General features: G+C 45.9%; 14 protein-coding genes. 4 read left to right on the top strand and 10 right to left on the bottom strand.

Features of this window, described 5'->3' with window-relative positions; all coding sequences use genetic code 11:
- Positions 1 to 1,250, top strand: a 1,250-nt coding sequence (locus tag H8876_RS08280) for an asparagine synthase-related protein (RefSeq protein ID WP_249287352.1), incomplete at its 5' end; no start/stop codon positions are given.
- A gap of 151 nt (positions 1,251 to 1,401) precedes the next feature.
- Here H8876_RS08280 and H8876_RS08275 read toward each other — a convergent pair.
- From H8876_RS08275 to H8876_RS08235, 9 genes are all read right to left on the bottom strand, one after another.
- Positions 1,402 to 2,625: an MFS transporter gene (locus H8876_RS08275; protein ID WP_249287351.1), complete on the bottom strand. Its 1,224-nt coding sequence runs from the start codon at positions 2,623 to 2,625 to the stop codon at positions 1,402 to 1,404.
- Between the two features lie 161 nt (positions 2,626 to 2,786).
- Complete coding sequence (locus H8876_RS08270) at positions 2,787 to 3,194, bottom strand: RrF2 family transcriptional regulator (RefSeq protein ID WP_177265517.1); 408 nt, start codon at positions 3,192 to 3,194, stop codon at positions 2,787 to 2,789.
- Between the two features lie 103 nt (positions 3,195 to 3,297).
- Entirely contained in the window at positions 3,298 to 4,617 is a 1,320-nt protein-coding gene (locus H8876_RS08265; protein WP_249287350.1) for an ATP-binding protein, read from the bottom strand.
- Between the two features lie 236 nt (positions 4,618 to 4,853).
- Positions 4,854 to 5,924, bottom strand: coding sequence for a 3-isopropylmalate dehydrogenase (leuB, locus tag H8876_RS08260; protein ID WP_177265515.1), 1,071 nt, complete (start codon positions 5,922 to 5,924; stop codon positions 4,854 to 4,856).
- A gap of 27 nt (positions 5,925 to 5,951) precedes the next feature.
- The gene (gene leuD, locus H8876_RS08255; protein ID WP_249287349.1) at positions 5,952 to 6,443 is read right to left on the bottom strand and encodes a 3-isopropylmalate dehydratase small subunit; all 492 of its coding nucleotides are present in this window, start codon (positions 6,441 to 6,443) and stop codon (positions 5,952 to 5,954) included.
- Between the two features lie 12 nt (positions 6,444 to 6,455).
- The gene (leuC, locus tag H8876_RS08250; protein WP_177264300.1) at positions 6,456 to 7,718 is read right to left on the bottom strand and encodes a 3-isopropylmalate dehydratase large subunit; all 1,263 of its coding nucleotides are present in this window, start codon (positions 7,716 to 7,718) and stop codon (positions 6,456 to 6,458) included.
- 43 nt (positions 7,719 to 7,761) lie between these two features.
- Positions 7,762 to 9,462: a 2-isopropylmalate synthase gene (locus tag H8876_RS08245; RefSeq protein ID WP_249287348.1), complete on the bottom strand. Its 1,701-nt coding sequence runs from the start codon at positions 9,460 to 9,462 to the stop codon at positions 7,762 to 7,764.
- A gap of 407 nt (positions 9,463 to 9,869) precedes the next feature.
- A complete protein-coding gene (locus H8876_RS08240; protein ID WP_249287347.1) occupies positions 9,870 to 10,427 on the bottom strand; it encodes a hypothetical protein in 558 nt (185 codons plus the stop codon).
- 17 nt (positions 10,428 to 10,444) lie between these two features.
- Positions 10,445 to 10,894, bottom strand: coding sequence for a hypothetical protein (locus H8876_RS08235; protein ID WP_249287346.1), 450 nt, complete (start codon positions 10,892 to 10,894; stop codon positions 10,445 to 10,447).
- 134 nt (positions 10,895 to 11,028) lie between these two features.
- Between H8876_RS08235 and H8876_RS08230 the strand changes: the two genes are divergently transcribed.
- The 3 genes from H8876_RS08230 to H8876_RS08220 all read left to right on the top strand — a co-directional run bounded on the left by H8876_RS08230 (position 11,029) and on the right by H8876_RS08220 (position 13,915).
- Complete coding sequence (locus H8876_RS08230; protein WP_249287345.1) at positions 11,029 to 11,259, top strand: helix-turn-helix domain-containing protein; 231 nt, start codon at positions 11,029 to 11,031, stop codon at positions 11,257 to 11,259.
- A gap of 667 nt (positions 11,260 to 11,926) precedes the next feature.
- A complete protein-coding gene (gene rbr, locus H8876_RS08225) occupies positions 11,927 to 12,466 on the top strand; it encodes a rubrerythrin (protein ID WP_249287344.1) in 540 nt (179 codons plus the stop codon).
- Between the two features lie 258 nt (positions 12,467 to 12,724).
- On the top strand, positions 12,725 to 13,915 hold the full coding sequence (locus H8876_RS08220; protein ID WP_249287343.1) for a DnaJ C-terminal domain-containing protein: 1,191 nt from the start codon (positions 12,725 to 12,727) through the stop codon (positions 13,913 to 13,915).
- Positions 13,916 to 14,243: 328 nt separating this feature from the next.
- Here H8876_RS08220 and H8876_RS08215 read toward each other — a convergent pair whose 3' ends face one another.
- On the bottom strand, positions 14,244 to 15,575 hold the full coding sequence (locus tag H8876_RS08215; protein WP_249287342.1) for an ATP-binding protein: 1,332 nt from the start codon (positions 15,573 to 15,575) through the stop codon (positions 14,244 to 14,246).
- Positions 15,576 to 15,683 lie beyond the last annotated feature (108 nt).

The raw sequence follows: 15,683 nt of genomic DNA, 5'->3' as shown, positions 1-15,683 counted from the left end.
AGAGACAGGTGATCTATGATGCACAGGAAGATTCCTTTATCGCTGCGCGAGACCCCATTGGGATCCGTCCTCTTTATTACGGGTATACAGAAGGTGGTGCGATCTTCTTTGCCAGCGAGCCGAAAAACATCCAGAAGCTGACGAGGAGGGTCATGCCGTTTCCCCCGGGACACTATTATAAAGATGGACAATTTTACTGCTACTGCGATCCGTCTCAGGTCGATCTTTCTGCAAAGGCCGCTCTGGCGGACAGGAAGCTGCCGGAGATCTGTGATCAGATCCGGGACAAGCTGATCAAAGGCGTTCAAAAACGTCTGGATGCTGACGCTCCTTTGGGATTTCTCTTAAGCGGCGGACTGGACAGCTCTCTGGTCTGTGCTATTGCGCAGAAGCTTATGCCCGACAAACCGATCCGCACCTTTGCGATAGGGATGAGCGAAGATGCCATCGATCTGAAATATGCAAAGGAAGCAGCTGATTTTATCGGCAGCGATCATACGGAATTCATCATCACAAAAGAGGATGTCCTGGAGTCGCTGGAGACTGTTATCGAGATCCTGGGAACTTATGATATCACGACGATCAGAGCGAGTATGGGTATGTATCTGCTTTGCAAAAAGATCCGGGAAACCACAGATGTCCGCGTTCTTTTGACCGGAGAGATCTCCGATGAACTGTTTGGCTACAAATACACGGATTTCGCACCGGATGCTGAAGCATTCCAGGAAGAATCTGCAAAGCGCATCCGCGAGCTTCACATGTACGATGTGCTTCGGGCTGACCGGTGTATCAGCGCAAACTCCATCGAAGCGCGGGTTCCGTTCGGCGATCTGGACTTTGCCCGTACCGTCATGGCCATCGATCCGGCGAAGAAGATGAACACCTACGGTAAGGGCAAGTACCTGCTCCGCAAAGCATTCGAGGGAGATTACCTGCCGGAAACGATTTTATGGCGTGAAAAGGCGGCTTTCAGCGATGCTGTGGGTCATTCTCTTGTGGATCATCTGAAGGAATATGCCGAAGGGCGGTACTCCGACGAAGAACTGGAATCAGGCTGCCAGAAATACAGCTATCATGCGATTCCATTTACAAAGGAATCCCTGATGTATCGGGAGATTTTTGAAAAATATTATCCAGGGCAGGCGGAAATGATCGCCGGATTCTGGATGCCTAACAAATCATGGGAAGGCTGCGATGTCAGTGATCCAAGCGCGCGCGTTCTTTCCAACTACGGGGACAGCGGGAAATAGACCGCAGAAAGGAAGAGATAAGGAGGGAAACACCGATGATGGAAAGCATCCGCCTGACTATTGATGAACTGGAACAGAATACAGCGTCTGACTTCTGGCCGTTCCCGACTTATGGGGAGCTGCTGTTTGCGTAACCGGAGACCGGGCGCCCCTACCGGGTCGCCCTCTCGGATGGGATCAGCACGGACCAAAAGCAGAAAAAGACCGCAAGAACAACAGCGAAGCAATAAGGCAGATGTGAAACGGCACTGCCAAACAACATACGCACGATCGACATGAGGATAGGACAGAGAAACTGTGCCAGATACAAAGCCGCAGAAATCAACGGCATAACCGTGGTTGCTGCGGCTTTGCCAGCTCTAACGGAAGCCTCGAATATGATAAACGGCACCCCGACGCCATTGGCAAATCCAATGCAGGCGGATCCTGCCAGCACGCCAAACCATCCTCCCGCAAGGATCAGCAGCAGGTAGCCTGCAAGAAACAAAAGCGGAGCCAGAAATCTTGCGAATCTGCCGCAGATTTTCTTCAAAACAACAAACAGCAGACCACCGAAGAAGGCGATGAGATCCGCCCCTGCCATGATCGATGCAATGTATCTGGCCGGGATCACGCTGTCCTGAACCGTCTCCATGGCAAAGTTGGCGGGATATAGAAAAAATGTAGTCATCAGCAGAAACATGGCTATGATATAAACGTAGTTTTGCCGGAATACGCCTTTGTCGTCGGGGGATGCAGACTCCTCGGCGGCTCTGGCAACTGCAGACTTGTCGGATTCTCTATCGACAGCAGATTCTTCGCTTCTGTGGATCCTGTCATTGGGCACGAAGATCACGCAGAGTATTATGCTGAAAAACCCCATGAGATACACAAGGAAACTGAGCCGCCAGCTGATGGTTGCCAGAACACCAGAAAGCAGGGTCGCCACCACGCCACCCATCTGATTCATTGCAGAAGAATATCCCATCAGCTTTGACTGTTTTTCAGGTGGAAAATAGAAAGACAAAAGCCCTGTGGATAAAGGCATGATGATGCCAACGCCGATCCCGACAAAGGCTCTCATGATCAGCACCAGAACGATCTGGCTGAATGCTCCGGCGATGCAGCCGCCAACGGTATATAACAGCAGACCGATCATTGTAAGGGCCTTCGCTCCGAATTTTTTACAGAGTCGCGGGAAAATACTATTGGTGATAACAATAAAAATTGCCGGGATGCTGATGATCATCTGCACCAGTACCGGGGAACTATCTGCAAAGTATTCCTGGATTACGCCTAAAGCCGGCGCGACCGCCGCTCCTGCCATCACGGTCAAAAGTGACAGAGACAGGATGCTGACGACCAGCGGTTTTGCAGTAGTTTCTTCTGATTTCATAATGATTCCTCCTTGAAAATGCCATTTTTTACGTGCCTTAAGCACATATATGAAAAAAAGCGTAAGTCCTTTTGTCTGGACTTACGCTTTCGCTACTCAACGTGATTATTTTAGCACATATTTATGATTTTTTTCAAATAGTTTTTGATTCGGGTCTGCTCCTATTCTGGATCTTCTTCCAGCAAGGATGACAGATTGGCTTTCTGGAATTCTTCCTTCAGCAGATGCTGGATCCAGGCGAACTGCCGATGCATCCTGCAGTTAAAATCGTTGTTGTGAACACACTCGTAATCGGATTTCAGACATTCGGTCACGATAAAAGTATTCTCAAATGCGCAGATCACATCGTAAAGGGTCAGCTTCTCGCAGTCAGCCTTGAGAGAATATCCACCCTTAGGACCGCGTCGTATCTCCAGGATATCCCGTGCTTCAAGCTTCTTGAGCACCCGATAGATAAAAGGGGATGGTATGTTTCTCCGAGTCGAAAGCGCAGCAGCAGACAGAGGGCTCTCGTGATAGAGTTCGTCAAGTATCATGACCGCATATTCGACTTCCTTGATGATCAACATAAAATCGCTCCTTTCCTCGTAGTAATGCAAACTTAGTATATCATTCTGTACCTAATTTGTCAAAACATAATCGGAGTTCCTATCAGTTAGAATTTGGTTTTCTTCAAAAGCTTTTTAGCAGGAATGCCATATAAAGTGGAAGGGTCAAGATTTGCCCATTGCGACCAAGATTATAGTCGCCTAATTTAATAGCCTGGTGCACATGATACTTCTCCGGATGCCGCAAAATGGTTTTTGTGCTTTTGGTATTGCCGGTGTGGGCCTTGACTTCTACCGGTACACATTCTCCGTGATAACGAATCAAAAAATCCACCTCCAGCCCGCTGTCTTTATGAAAGTAATAGAGCTTTCTGCCCATTTTGTTAAAGATATCCGCAATCAGATTTTCAAAGATAGCTCCTTTGTATCCATAGAGATTGCCTTGAAGAATGTCATACTGTGTGCCGTCTTCCAGCATACTGATAAATAAGCCGCAGTCACACATATAAACTTTAAAACAATCTTTTTTTGCATTGCCATCTAAAGGCAGCTCCGTAATGGAGAGATTGTAGCAACGAGAAATAATTCCCGCATCCTCGATCCACTGCAGGCTGCCAGCATATCTGGAAGCGGTGGAGCCTTTTTTGACCACAGAATACTGGAATTTTTTGTTTTCCTTACTGAGTTGCTTAGGTATCGATTGGAAACACTCTTTGATTTTAGACTTATCCTTTCGTTCTGCATACTTTACCATATCATCTTCATAGGAGCGAATAATATCCCGTTGAATCTGCAAAACCTCATCCATTCGCTTTGTGTCTACAAAAGTTTGTACGGCATCTGGCATACCACCTACAACTGTGTACTGCAGTAGGAGTTGGCGCATACGATTATGGAGTGCTTCCGGTACGGGAGATTCTGTGTCCATATTTTTTTTAAGCATATCAATAATGCCGTCTGTAATACCATTGGCCCAGAGAAACTCTTCAAAATCCAGTGGATACATATCAACTACTGTTTCAGATCCTACCGGGATGGACTTTGGCTCTTTACCGTATCCCTTGACACCCAACAAAGAACCCGTTCCGATCACATCGTATCGTCCGTCGATCCGAAAGAATTTTAAGGCGGTTCTTGCCTCTGGGCAATCCTGAATTTCATCCAGGACCAGCACAGTTTCCCCAGCTTCAAAAACCGCAGTGCTCCCCAGCAAAGCGGTGAGCATCATAACAATATTATCAACCTCCAAAGAGCCAGCAAATACAGAAGCATAGTCTGGGTTTTCAAAGAAATTCAAGTAAACTACATTTTTATAATTTTTGTGGGCAAAATCTAAAACAGAAAATGTTTTTCCGCACTGTCTGCAACCTTTCACAATCAGAGGTTTTCGATTTGCAGTATTTTTCCATTCTAAAAGCGTTTGTTCGATTTTCCTTTTCAGCATGGATGGTCACCTCCTTGTCCTTTGTTATATAGTATATCCATGGATATAAATTTTTTCAAGCGACTTACAAAGAAAATCCAAACTTTTTCAAGCGACTTTTTGTTGAAACTTCCCATTTTACATCACAAAAGCCCCAGGGTATTTGTGAACGATTCCGCATCTGTCCATAGGACAGTGAGGAATAAGTAAGTAAATACCTTGAGGCTTCTTATCAGTTGCGGGAAATCCTGCCTTTTTTAAATTTCTGCCGCGATCAGATCTCCAGCCTTTGCCGTGCCGATCGCTTCTTCGCCCTCTTTGGCGATATCCGGCGTTCTCCAGCCGTCTGCCAGAACTTTCTTTACAGCCGCTTCGATGGCGTCCGCCTCTTTTCCAAGACCGAAAGTATAACGCAGCATCATGGCGGCCGACAAGATGGTAGCCATCGGGTTCGCCAGATCCTGTCCTGCGATATCAGGAGCAGATCCGTGTACCGGCTCGTACATGCCGAAGTTGCCCTTCGCCAGACTTGCTGACGGGAGCATACCGATAGATCCAGTGATCATGCTGGCTTCATCGGAAAGGATGTCGCCGAAGATATTGCTGGTCACGATCACGTCAAACTGCTTCGGATTGCGGACCATCTGCATCGCTGCATTGTCGATATAAAGGTTGTTCAACTCTACTTCCGGATACTTTTCAGCTACTTCTGCGACTACTCTTCTCCACAGGCGGGAGCTTTCGAGAACGTTGGCTTTATCAACGCTTGTAACTTTTTTGTTTCTCTTCATGGCCATATCAAATGCCACTTCCGCGATGCGGCGAACTTCTTCTTCTGCGTACTGCTCTACATCATAGGCAGCCGGACCCAGATCCGTTTCTTTCGTTCCTTTTTCACCGAAGTAGATGCCGCCTGTCAGTTCTCTGACAACGACGATATCCAGCCCGCCTTCTACGATTTCAGGTTTAAGTGGACACGCCTCAGCCAGCTCATCGAACAGCAGTGCCGGACGGAGATTTGCGAAAAGCCCCAGAGCCTTTCGCAGCCCCAGCAGAGCTCTTTCCGGACGCTGATCACCTGGGAGAGTGTCCCACTTCCAGCCGCCTACGGCGCCAAGAAGCACTGCGTCGCTGGCTTTGCAGATATCAATGGTCTCCTGCGGGAGGCATTCGCCTTTCTCATCGATGGCGCAGCCGCCTGCCAGTACTTTTGTGTATTCGAACGTGTGTCCGAATTTCGTTCCGACTTTATCCAGAACTTTTAAGGTCTGTTCCACGACTTCCGGACCGATGCCGTCGCCGGGAATGACCGCCAGTTTATAATTCATCTCTATTCTCCTTTCAGGCTCTTCGTCTTATGAATTCTTTCCAGAGATCTGGGCAATCAGGCCGCCCTTGGCCATGATGTCCTTGATAAAATCAGGGAATGGCAGAGCCTGGTATGTTTCGCCTTTTGTTTCGTTTGTGATCACTCCGCTGTCAAAATCAATGGAAACCTCATCGCCGTCCTGGATCTTCTCGCTGGCTTCCGGACATTCGAGGATCGGCAGTCCGATATTAATAGCATTTCTGTAGAAGATCCGGGCAAAGGTCTTTGCAATAACACAATCGATGCCGGAGGCCTTGATAGCGATCGGCGCATGTTCTCTGGAAGAACCGCAGCCGAAGTTTTCTCCGCCGACCATGATATCGCCCCGCTTTACTTTCTTGACAAACTCCGTGTCGATGTCTTCCATGCAGTGGCTTGCCAGTTCTTTGTGGTCTGATGTATTCAAATGTCTTGCCGGGATGATAACATCGGTATCCACGTTATCCCCGTACTTATGTACTTTTCCGTGTGCTTTCATCCTGTTCCCTCCTTACATGATCTCGTCCGGTCCGCTGATTTTGCCGGTGATGGCAGATGCTGCAGCGACTGCCGGGCTGGCCAGATATACTTCCGATTTTACGTGACCCATACGGCCTACGAAGTTCCGGTTGGTAGTTGCCACGCAGCGTTCGCCCTCTGCAAGGATGCCCATATGACCTCCCAGGCATGGCCCGCAGGTCGGTGTGGAAACAACGCATCCGGCATCGATGAAGATGTCCATGTAGCCTTCCTTGATACAGTCTTTGAAGATCTGCTGAGTTGCCGGAATGATGATAGCTCTTACATCATCATGTACTTTTTTGCCTTTGAGGATCTTGGCAGCCAGTGCCATGTCTTCCAGACGACCGTTGGTGCAGGAGCCGATAACGACCTGCTGGATCGGTACGTCGCCTACCTCGTCGATAGTCTTCGTGTTTTCCGGCAGATGCGGGAAGGAAACCGTCGGCTTCAGCTGGGACAGATCGATGTCATACGTTGCAACGTACTCTGCATCTTCGTCAGGTGTAAAGACTTTCCATTCTCCCTGTGCTCTGCCTGTCATATAGTCTTCGGTGATCTCGTCCACCATGAAAATCCCGTTCTTGGCACCGGCTTCGATAGCCATGTTGGATATGCACAGACGATCTTCCATGGAGAGGCTCTTGAGACCTTCCCCCATGAATTCCATGGATTTATAAAGTGCTCCATCCACGCCGATCATGCCGATGATGTGAAGGATCACGTCTTTTCCTGTTACGTTTTCGTTGAGCTTGCCGGTTAAATTGAATTTGATTGCTTCCGGCACCTTGAACCAGGCCTGACCGGTAGCCATACCTGCTGCCATGTCCGTGCTTCCCACACCTGTGGAAAATGCACCCAGTGCACCATAGGTACAAGTATGTGAGTCTGCTCCGATAATGCAGTCTCCAGCCTTTACGATACCCTGTTCAGGCAGAAGTGCATGTTCAATTCCCATGCGTCCTACGTCGAAGAAATTCTTTACATCAAAACGTTTTGCGAAAGTTCTGCACTGCAGGCACTGCTCCGCTGCCTTGATGTCCTTGTTCGGTGTGAAGTGATCCATGACCAGAGAAATCTTTTCTCTGTCAAACACACCGTCAAAACCGGCTTTTTCAAACTCGTTAACGGCTACCGGTGTAGTGATATCATTACCCAGCACCATATCAAGATCTGCCCGGATCAGCTGACCCGGTACCACATGATCCAGTCCGGCATGCGCCGCCAGGATCTTCTGTGTCATTGTCATTGCCATGATCTGTACCTCCTGTATTCTTGTCTATTTTACCATGTTTCCGCTATTCTACAAAATGATCTTTTTTGTTCTGGCGGTTGAGGGCACTCACCAGTGCATTGACGGACGCCAGGATGATATCCTCGTGCTGTCCTACGCCCCAGAACTGGTTGCCGTCGCTATCTTCGATGCAGACATACGCAGCTGCCTTGGAACTGGATTCTGCAGAAAGTGCGTGCTCTGAGTAAGTCACGAATTTGTAGTCGAAGGTGTACGGCGTCATCTTCAGTGCGTTACTGATTGCGTCCAGACGACCGTTACCGACTGCTTCGAACTCGTATTCTTCATCATTGATCCGAACCTTGATCTTAGCGATCATGCCATCGTTGGATTTATAGTCAGAAGCCTTCATGAATGTGGCGTCGGTGATGTCGATCGGATCGAACACGTTGACGTATTCTCTTGCGAAGGCCTGGTATACTTCTGCCGGTGAAAGTTCCTTATGTTCTTTATCGGACAGATCCTTGACCATGTAGCCGATCTCTTCCCGCATCTGCAAAGGAATCGAGTATCCGAAGTTCTGCTCCAGGATATATGCTACGCCGCCCTTGCCGGACTGGCTGTTGATCCGGATAACATCGGCTTCGTACTCTCTGCCCACGTCTTTCGGGTCGATGAGCAGATACGGCACAGACCAGGTCCGCAGACCTTTTTCTTTATGCCACCGCATGCCCTTGGAAATAGCATCCTGATGGGATCCGGAAAATGCTGCAAAGACCAGCTTGCCGCTGTACGGCTGGCGAGGCGGCACTTTCATATCGGTGTACTGCTCGTATTTTTCTACGACTTCCGGCATATTGGAGAAGTTCAGTTCCGGATCTACGCCGTGTGCAAAGAGGTTCATTGCCAGCGTTACGATATCCACATTTCCTGTTCTTTCTCCGTTTCCAAAGAGGGTTCCTTCGATCCTGTCTCCGCCGGCCAGAAGTCCCAGTTCTGCAGCAGCTACAGCCGTTCCTCTATCGTTATGTGGATGCAGTGACACGATAACGTTTTCTCTGTTGTGGAGCTGTTCGCACATGTATTCGATCTGCGATGCGTATACGTGCGGCATGGACATTTCCACTGTGGATGGCAGATTGATGATCACCTTGTTTTCCGGAGTCGGTTCCCAGATATCTATCACGGCATTGCAGATCTCTGCTGCAAAATCCACTTCGGTTCCTGTGAAGCTTTCGGGTGAATATTCGAAAGAGAAATCTGTCTCCGGATATTTTGCTGCATATTCTTTTAACAGATGTGCACCGTCGGTCGCGATCTTGATGATCTCCGGTTTTTCTTTACGGAATACTTGTTCTCTCTGTGCCAGAGATGTGGAGTTATAGAGATGTACGACCGCCTTCTTGACTCCTACCAGGGAATCAAAAGTCTTCTTTATTATATGTTTTCTCGACTGGGTAAGCACCTGGATGGTCACATCGTCCGGGATCAGGTTGTCATCAACCAGCTTTCTCAGGAAATGATATTCCGTTTCCGAAGCTGCCGGAAATCCTACTTCGATTTCCTTGAATCCCAGTTTTACCAGGTACTGAAAGAACTCTACTTTTTCTTCCAGACTCATAGGAACGATCAGCGCCTGGTTCCCGTCTCTCAAGTCTACGCTGCACCAGGTCGGAGCCTTTTCTACGTGATCTTTTTTGACCCATTCATTATGCGGGGTCGCCGGTGGGAAATATCCCACGCTGTACCTGTCGTAATTCTTCATTTTTATACTTCCTTTCTGTATGCTGCTATGAGCTGATCTGTGCACCAGACCAAAGATCTGGCAGATCATAAAATAAAGCCTTCATCTCAAACTAAGAGACGAAGGCTTAAACTTCCGCGGTACCACTCTTATTGACATGCTGTTTCGACTCTTGCCGTTTCGATCAATGCCGGACTCCGTCCGGGTTCGAAAAATCACATGCCCACTTAAAGGTTTCTGCTCCCGGGTGAGACATTTGAATCCATATACAGTCTTGCACCAACCGACTGCTCGCTGAAATATCTTCATCAAATTTATTCCGTTCATAGCATCTGTATTAATTTATATGTATGGTACATACTATAGCCCATGAAAAAATGTTTGTCAACCGGGAATGGGAGGGATTTTTGACGGAACCCTAAAAAAAATTAATTTTTCCGGAATGTAATAACCTGATCGATCTCATCATCTTCATACTGCAGGGATCCATCTTCCATCAAATATAAAATCTTTTCATTTCCATTTCCATCCAAAACAGTTATTCCCATCTGTTCATTATTGATAGTATATGATCCCTCTTCTGTCCCCGTCTCAGGAGAGATATCGTCAGCCACATACTGCATGATAAGATTTATCAAGTTTTCCGTACTGAACCCCATGATCCCACTCACATATGGTTCAACACATTTCCCAGCCGCTTTCGCAAATCCATCTACATCGATCGTATAAGCATAGGTATTATCCTCATGAAAAGAAATGCTCACATCACAATATTCCGGTTCTGGAGACAAATCTATTCCCAATTCATCACCCAGTTCCTTATACATTATATCCGCTACATCTACCTGTCCACTCCATTCTCCAAGAATATAGTTGGATAAAGATTCTTCTCTGGTATCAATTTCATTACTATTATTGCAGCTGCTTAAATAAAAGATAAGCATTAACAACAAGGTTGTTGCAATCCAGAATTTTCCTTTATACATAGCTTTGTACATTTCCTTTATTCGTAACTATTCGTCTGCTTTTTAGCAATAAATCCTCCGATCGTTGCCGCTGCAAATCCTGCTAGCATGATCCACCATCCTGCTCCGAACTGCAAAATATCCATTTCAAAAGAACTTCCAATCGTTCCATTTAAATAGTGTCTTATTACCATGCCCGGTAAAAATCGAGCAAGAACCGTTAGAATCAATCCCACTAAAGCAAACACTATTATATAATCTTCATTTAAAACGATAACAGCGATCGCCATAATCAAAGCAAATAATAACAAAATCACATATGTCATAACTTCAGGTGAATTCACACTCACCTCTTCTAGGCCAAAAAACATATCAAACACAGACAACTGATAATAATCTTCAACATGAATAAAAGGTAAAAACATTGCGATAATCGCAACTAGTCCACAAGCCTTTATGCCGATTTCTCTGTAACTTACATACTTCATTTCTCTTCTCCTATTTTTTATTTTCTTTGTGCTACCGTATGGTTGCTTTTCTGCATTATTATACCACCAAATGGTAGCATTGGTCAATGAACAATCGTCTGTTTTAGAATATTTAACAAAAGGGATGGAATACTATGTACTTCCAAAGAATAGAAGATTTAAGAATTGATCACGATTACACGCAAAAGCAAGTTGCGCAACATCTGGGCATTGCACGTGAAGTCTATCGAAGATATGAAAAAGGAACCCGTTCCATTCCAGTAGACTGTCTTATCAAACTGGCTGAGCTTTATGATACAAGTATTGATTATCTCTTGGGGTTAACAAATGCAAAGAAAAAATATCCGAGAATATCTTCAAAATAGCTATGTTTTTTAATACTCCTGCATTTTGCAAAAATCACAACACTAATATTAATATAAGGAAAAGCGAGTTGCTGAACGGACTTTGGCATCGCGTAATTTGCAAAATCTTCGTTTTACAAGAGTTCGATAGTTAAACAAAGAAGGGCTGCTATTCAATTTCACGAAATCAGAGGAATTCCTCACTGGCTTGGAACGAAAATTAAATTTTAAGCATACGGTGACTTGCGCCTGATGATGAAATTCTCGATGCCGCCTAAAATTTCTTAGATTCTAAGATTTAGGTAATGATATGTATCATCTCCAGCTCATATTTTCTCGTTTTTGCTATGAAAATTTTCGAGACGAAGATTTTGCAAATTTCAACGTACTACGCTTTCAAAATTCTTGGTGTCCGATAAGCTTACCCCAGTAAACAGCGCGGTGCAGTTAGAGTTGGAAACGTCTTGGTTCTGTCAGAACATGTCCAGTCTGAATGGTTGGATCAGTGACGTGCTCGACGAAGCGAATACCTTAGTGGTTTTATTGCTTGAAAAATTGACATAAAACAATTCCGCAGGATTTGTAAGAAAAGTGTGAAGAGAAGGTTGAAAAGTATACCAAGAAGGTATACAATAAGAGAAATAAGACGCGTGACTTTAATATAAAAAAAATCAAGGAGGTAACTAAAATGACTAACAAATATGCAGGAACACAGACGGAGAAGAATTTACAGGAAGCTTTTGCAGGGGAATCCCAGGCAAGAAATAAATACACTTACTTCGCATCGGTAGCGAAGAAGGAAGGCTACGAGCAGATGTCAGCTCTCTTCTTAAAGACAGCTGACAATGAAAAGGAACACGCTAAGATGTGGTTCAAAGAACTGGCTGGCATCGGTGACACCAAGGCCAACCTGGCTGCAGCAGCAGAAGGTGAAAACTACGAATGGACGGATATGTACGAAGGCTTTGCCAAAACTGCAGAAGAGGAAGGATTCCCGGAACTGGCTGCTAAGTTCAGAGCCGTTGGTGAGATAGAAAAACATCACGAAGAAAGATACCGTGCACTGCTCAACAACATTGAAACAGCACAGGTATTCGAAAAGAGCGAGGTCAAGGTTTGGGAATGCAGAAATTGCGGTCATATCGTAGTAGGCACGAAAGCTCCGGAAGTTTGCCCGGTTTGCAATCACCCGCAGAGCTACTTCGAAGTAAGAAAAGAGAATTATTAAAAGTGGCTGCTTCTCGGCGTCATCAAAAAAGTCTGAACTCATAGTCGGAGCGGCTTTAGGCATAAAAAAAATAAGATTTTAGCACTCTCCTCTTGCGAGTGCTAAAATCTCGTGATATAATAAGTACAAAGCAGGAGAACTTGGGGATTCTGTAATCCTAAAGTTCGCGCTCCAGTGCGGGAGACAATGCAGCATAGACGAAGATAAACCCCGCGGGATGACCTGCGGGGTATTATTATATAGAACGGGGTGATGATCATGGCATCAAAGAGAGATTTTTATGAAGTGCTGGGCATCAAAAAAGGCGCTTCTCAAAGCGAAATAAAAAAAGCATATCGTAAAATGGCGAAGAAATACCATCCGGATACAAATGCCGGAGATGAAGCTGCGGCAGAAAAATTCAAAGAAGTTTCCGAGGCTTATTCTGTCTTGAATGATCCGGAAAAAAAGAAACTTTATGATCAGTTTGGTCATGCGGCATTCGACGGCACGGGACAGCCGGGCGGCAGCTACGGTGCCGGTTTTGGCGGTGCAGGCAGCTCAGGATTTGGCGGTTTTGGCGGAACAGGAGGCTCTGGTTTCTCCGGATTTTCACAGGGACCAGATGGCAGCTATCAGGAATACCATTTCGATGGCAACATGGATGATATTTTAAAGGACATCTTCGGTCATGGATTCAGTGGCAGCGGATCTGGGGCTTCCGGATTTAGCGGGTTCTCCGGAACGTCTGGAACTTCCGGATTTTCCGGGTCTTCCGGCAAAGGATTTTCCGGAGATTCAGGATTTTCCGGATTCGGCAGAGGTGCAGGTTACGGCAGCTTCCCGCAGGACGGTGAAAATGTTCATGCCGATATCAATGTAACCTTTGATGAGGCGGCGTTCGGTGGCGATCGGTATTTCGATCTGAAAGATCCTGCTGGTAAAAAACAGTCTATCAAAGTCCATATCCCTGCAGGGATCGACAACGGGCAGAGCATCCGTCTGCGGGGCAAAGGTATGTCGGGCGCAAACGGTGGAAAAGCCGGAGACCTGTTGTTGAAAGTCCATGTGGCAGCAAGACCGGGATTCGAGCGGAAGGGCACGGACGTTTATGCGCCGGTGCGGGTTCCGTTTACGACGGCAGTACTTGGAGGCAAAGTGGAAGTACAGACTCTGCGCGGTAAAGTAAAGTGTAATATCAAGCCGGGAACGCAGTCAGGTACTAAGCTGCGGCTGCGGGACAAAGGCATCGTTTCAATGAAAGATCCAGCTAAATTCGGATGTCATTACGCAGTAGTGGAAATCGACGTTCCGAAGAACCTCAGCGATGATGCAAAGCAGAAGCTGGCGGAATTCGACCGGGCAGCTTCTGCCTGTGGTGCCGGCGGTGCTGCAGGGGCAGGCGGTTCCGGTCAGGCGGACGGTTCGAGCCGCCCCGGCCATTCCGGGCATGGAGGCCGGGCGGCATAAACGATGCAGGCGATAAGAATTAAACAGCAGAATATAAGGCCGGTTCATAGCTTTCATACTATGGACCGGCTTTTGAGATATCATAAATTTTGATGCTAAAGTAAAAGTGGACACGAAACGGTAGAAAAATGTCGGGTCAGGGAGTATCCTTAGAGTAGAGCTTGGCGTGGAGCTGGAGGGATGGATGAAGATCCAGCTGGAAGCTCCGCGACGGGCATCGGGGTAATCAGCTGCACCGTGTATGCCGATTTCACCGTAAATCCGATATTGCATACATCTGTAACGGTGAAATTGCAGAAACGACAGTCCCTATATAACAGTTTATTTCTCATCCTGCATCCGAATGAAAAAACATGATGTAATAAATCGGAATATACAGGATCTTTTCTTTTTGCTGCGCCGTTCTTTCATTGGACAGCACAAATGCTTTTTTAATATGATAATCTTCATTGTTCACGAAATGATTCAGTGCACTGTGTATGCTATAATCTTTTCCCGACTTCACCTCAATCGGCACAGTAGAAAGGCTGTTATAGTCATCAATCAGGTAGTCCACCTCTCCCTTGCTCCGGTTATCATAATAAAACAATTTATATCCATGTGCTTTCAGTTCATTCGCAACAACGGTCTCATATACCGAGCCTAGATTAACGCTTGGCTGATCATCTAAAATCGCTCTTATATTATTCCCATATAAAATGCCTGTCAAAATGCCTACATCATTCAGATACAGTTTCAACAGGTTTTTCCCGGCTGATTCAATCAACGGGAAAACAGGATTGGAAATTGCCTGCACACTGCTCACAACTCCGGCATTTATCAGATACTCAAACTCTTCCTGATAGTCACGGAATGTTTTTCCTCGTTTATTTTCAATATTTTGTACCACAATACGTTTTTTCTTGTTTTCCATATTAGAGGGGATCATATCATAGATCCGTCGTATTGTTAATCTCCGATCAGCTTCATACTTTGAAGCATCCGCAGCATAATATTCATGAATTTCTGACTGGATTTCTCTGACTGACCGGATGTTTTTATCCTGTACATATGCATTCACAGCATCCGGCATACCGCCCACCAGCAGATATTTCCGGAACAGATCCATCATTTTATCATGCATGGATTCTTCTAAGGATTCCAGCTTGTCGAATTTCTGTCGCATAGCGGAAATAACCGTTTCATTCATTCCGTTAGCAAAGAGGAACTCCTCAAAGTCCAGCGGAAACATTCTCACTTTACGAATGCTCCCGATAGGAATCGACGTCGTCTTCGCCAGTGTTACTCCCAGTAAGGAACCGCTGGCAACATACGTGAATTTATCATCCTGCGATAGAAACTTAAGCAAAGTCAGTAAATGTGGATATGCCTGAATTTCATCGATAAAAATCAATGTGTTTTCTTTCTTCTGCATCCGCTCTCCCGCAAGCATACTGACCTGCAGATAAAAATCCTCCACAGTTCTTATCTCTGCAAACAGACGATCGCCTAGGGAATCCTCAATCATATTGATTTCGATAAAGTTTTCAAACATGTTCTGTGCTACATGGCGGATAATATAAGTTTTTCCTACTTGTCTTGCCCCATCCACTAGTAATATTTTTTTGCTGCCCGATCTAAAATGATTTTCAATCAGAGATTCAATCTTCCGAAACAACATAACTCGACACCTCCATATGACTTTTCAATATGATTATAGGCTATATTTTATGACATTTCAATATAATTATGCGGTGTTTTTCATGACTTTTCAATGCCTGTCTCTTAT

Source organism: Lentihominibacter faecis (genome assembly GCF_014306095.1).
GTDB lineage: Bacteria > Bacillota > Clostridia > Peptostreptococcales > Anaerovoracaceae > Lentihominibacter > Lentihominibacter faecis.
Note: the sequence above shows the minus strand (reverse complement) of the source record. Positions and strands in the feature narration are given on the sequence as shown.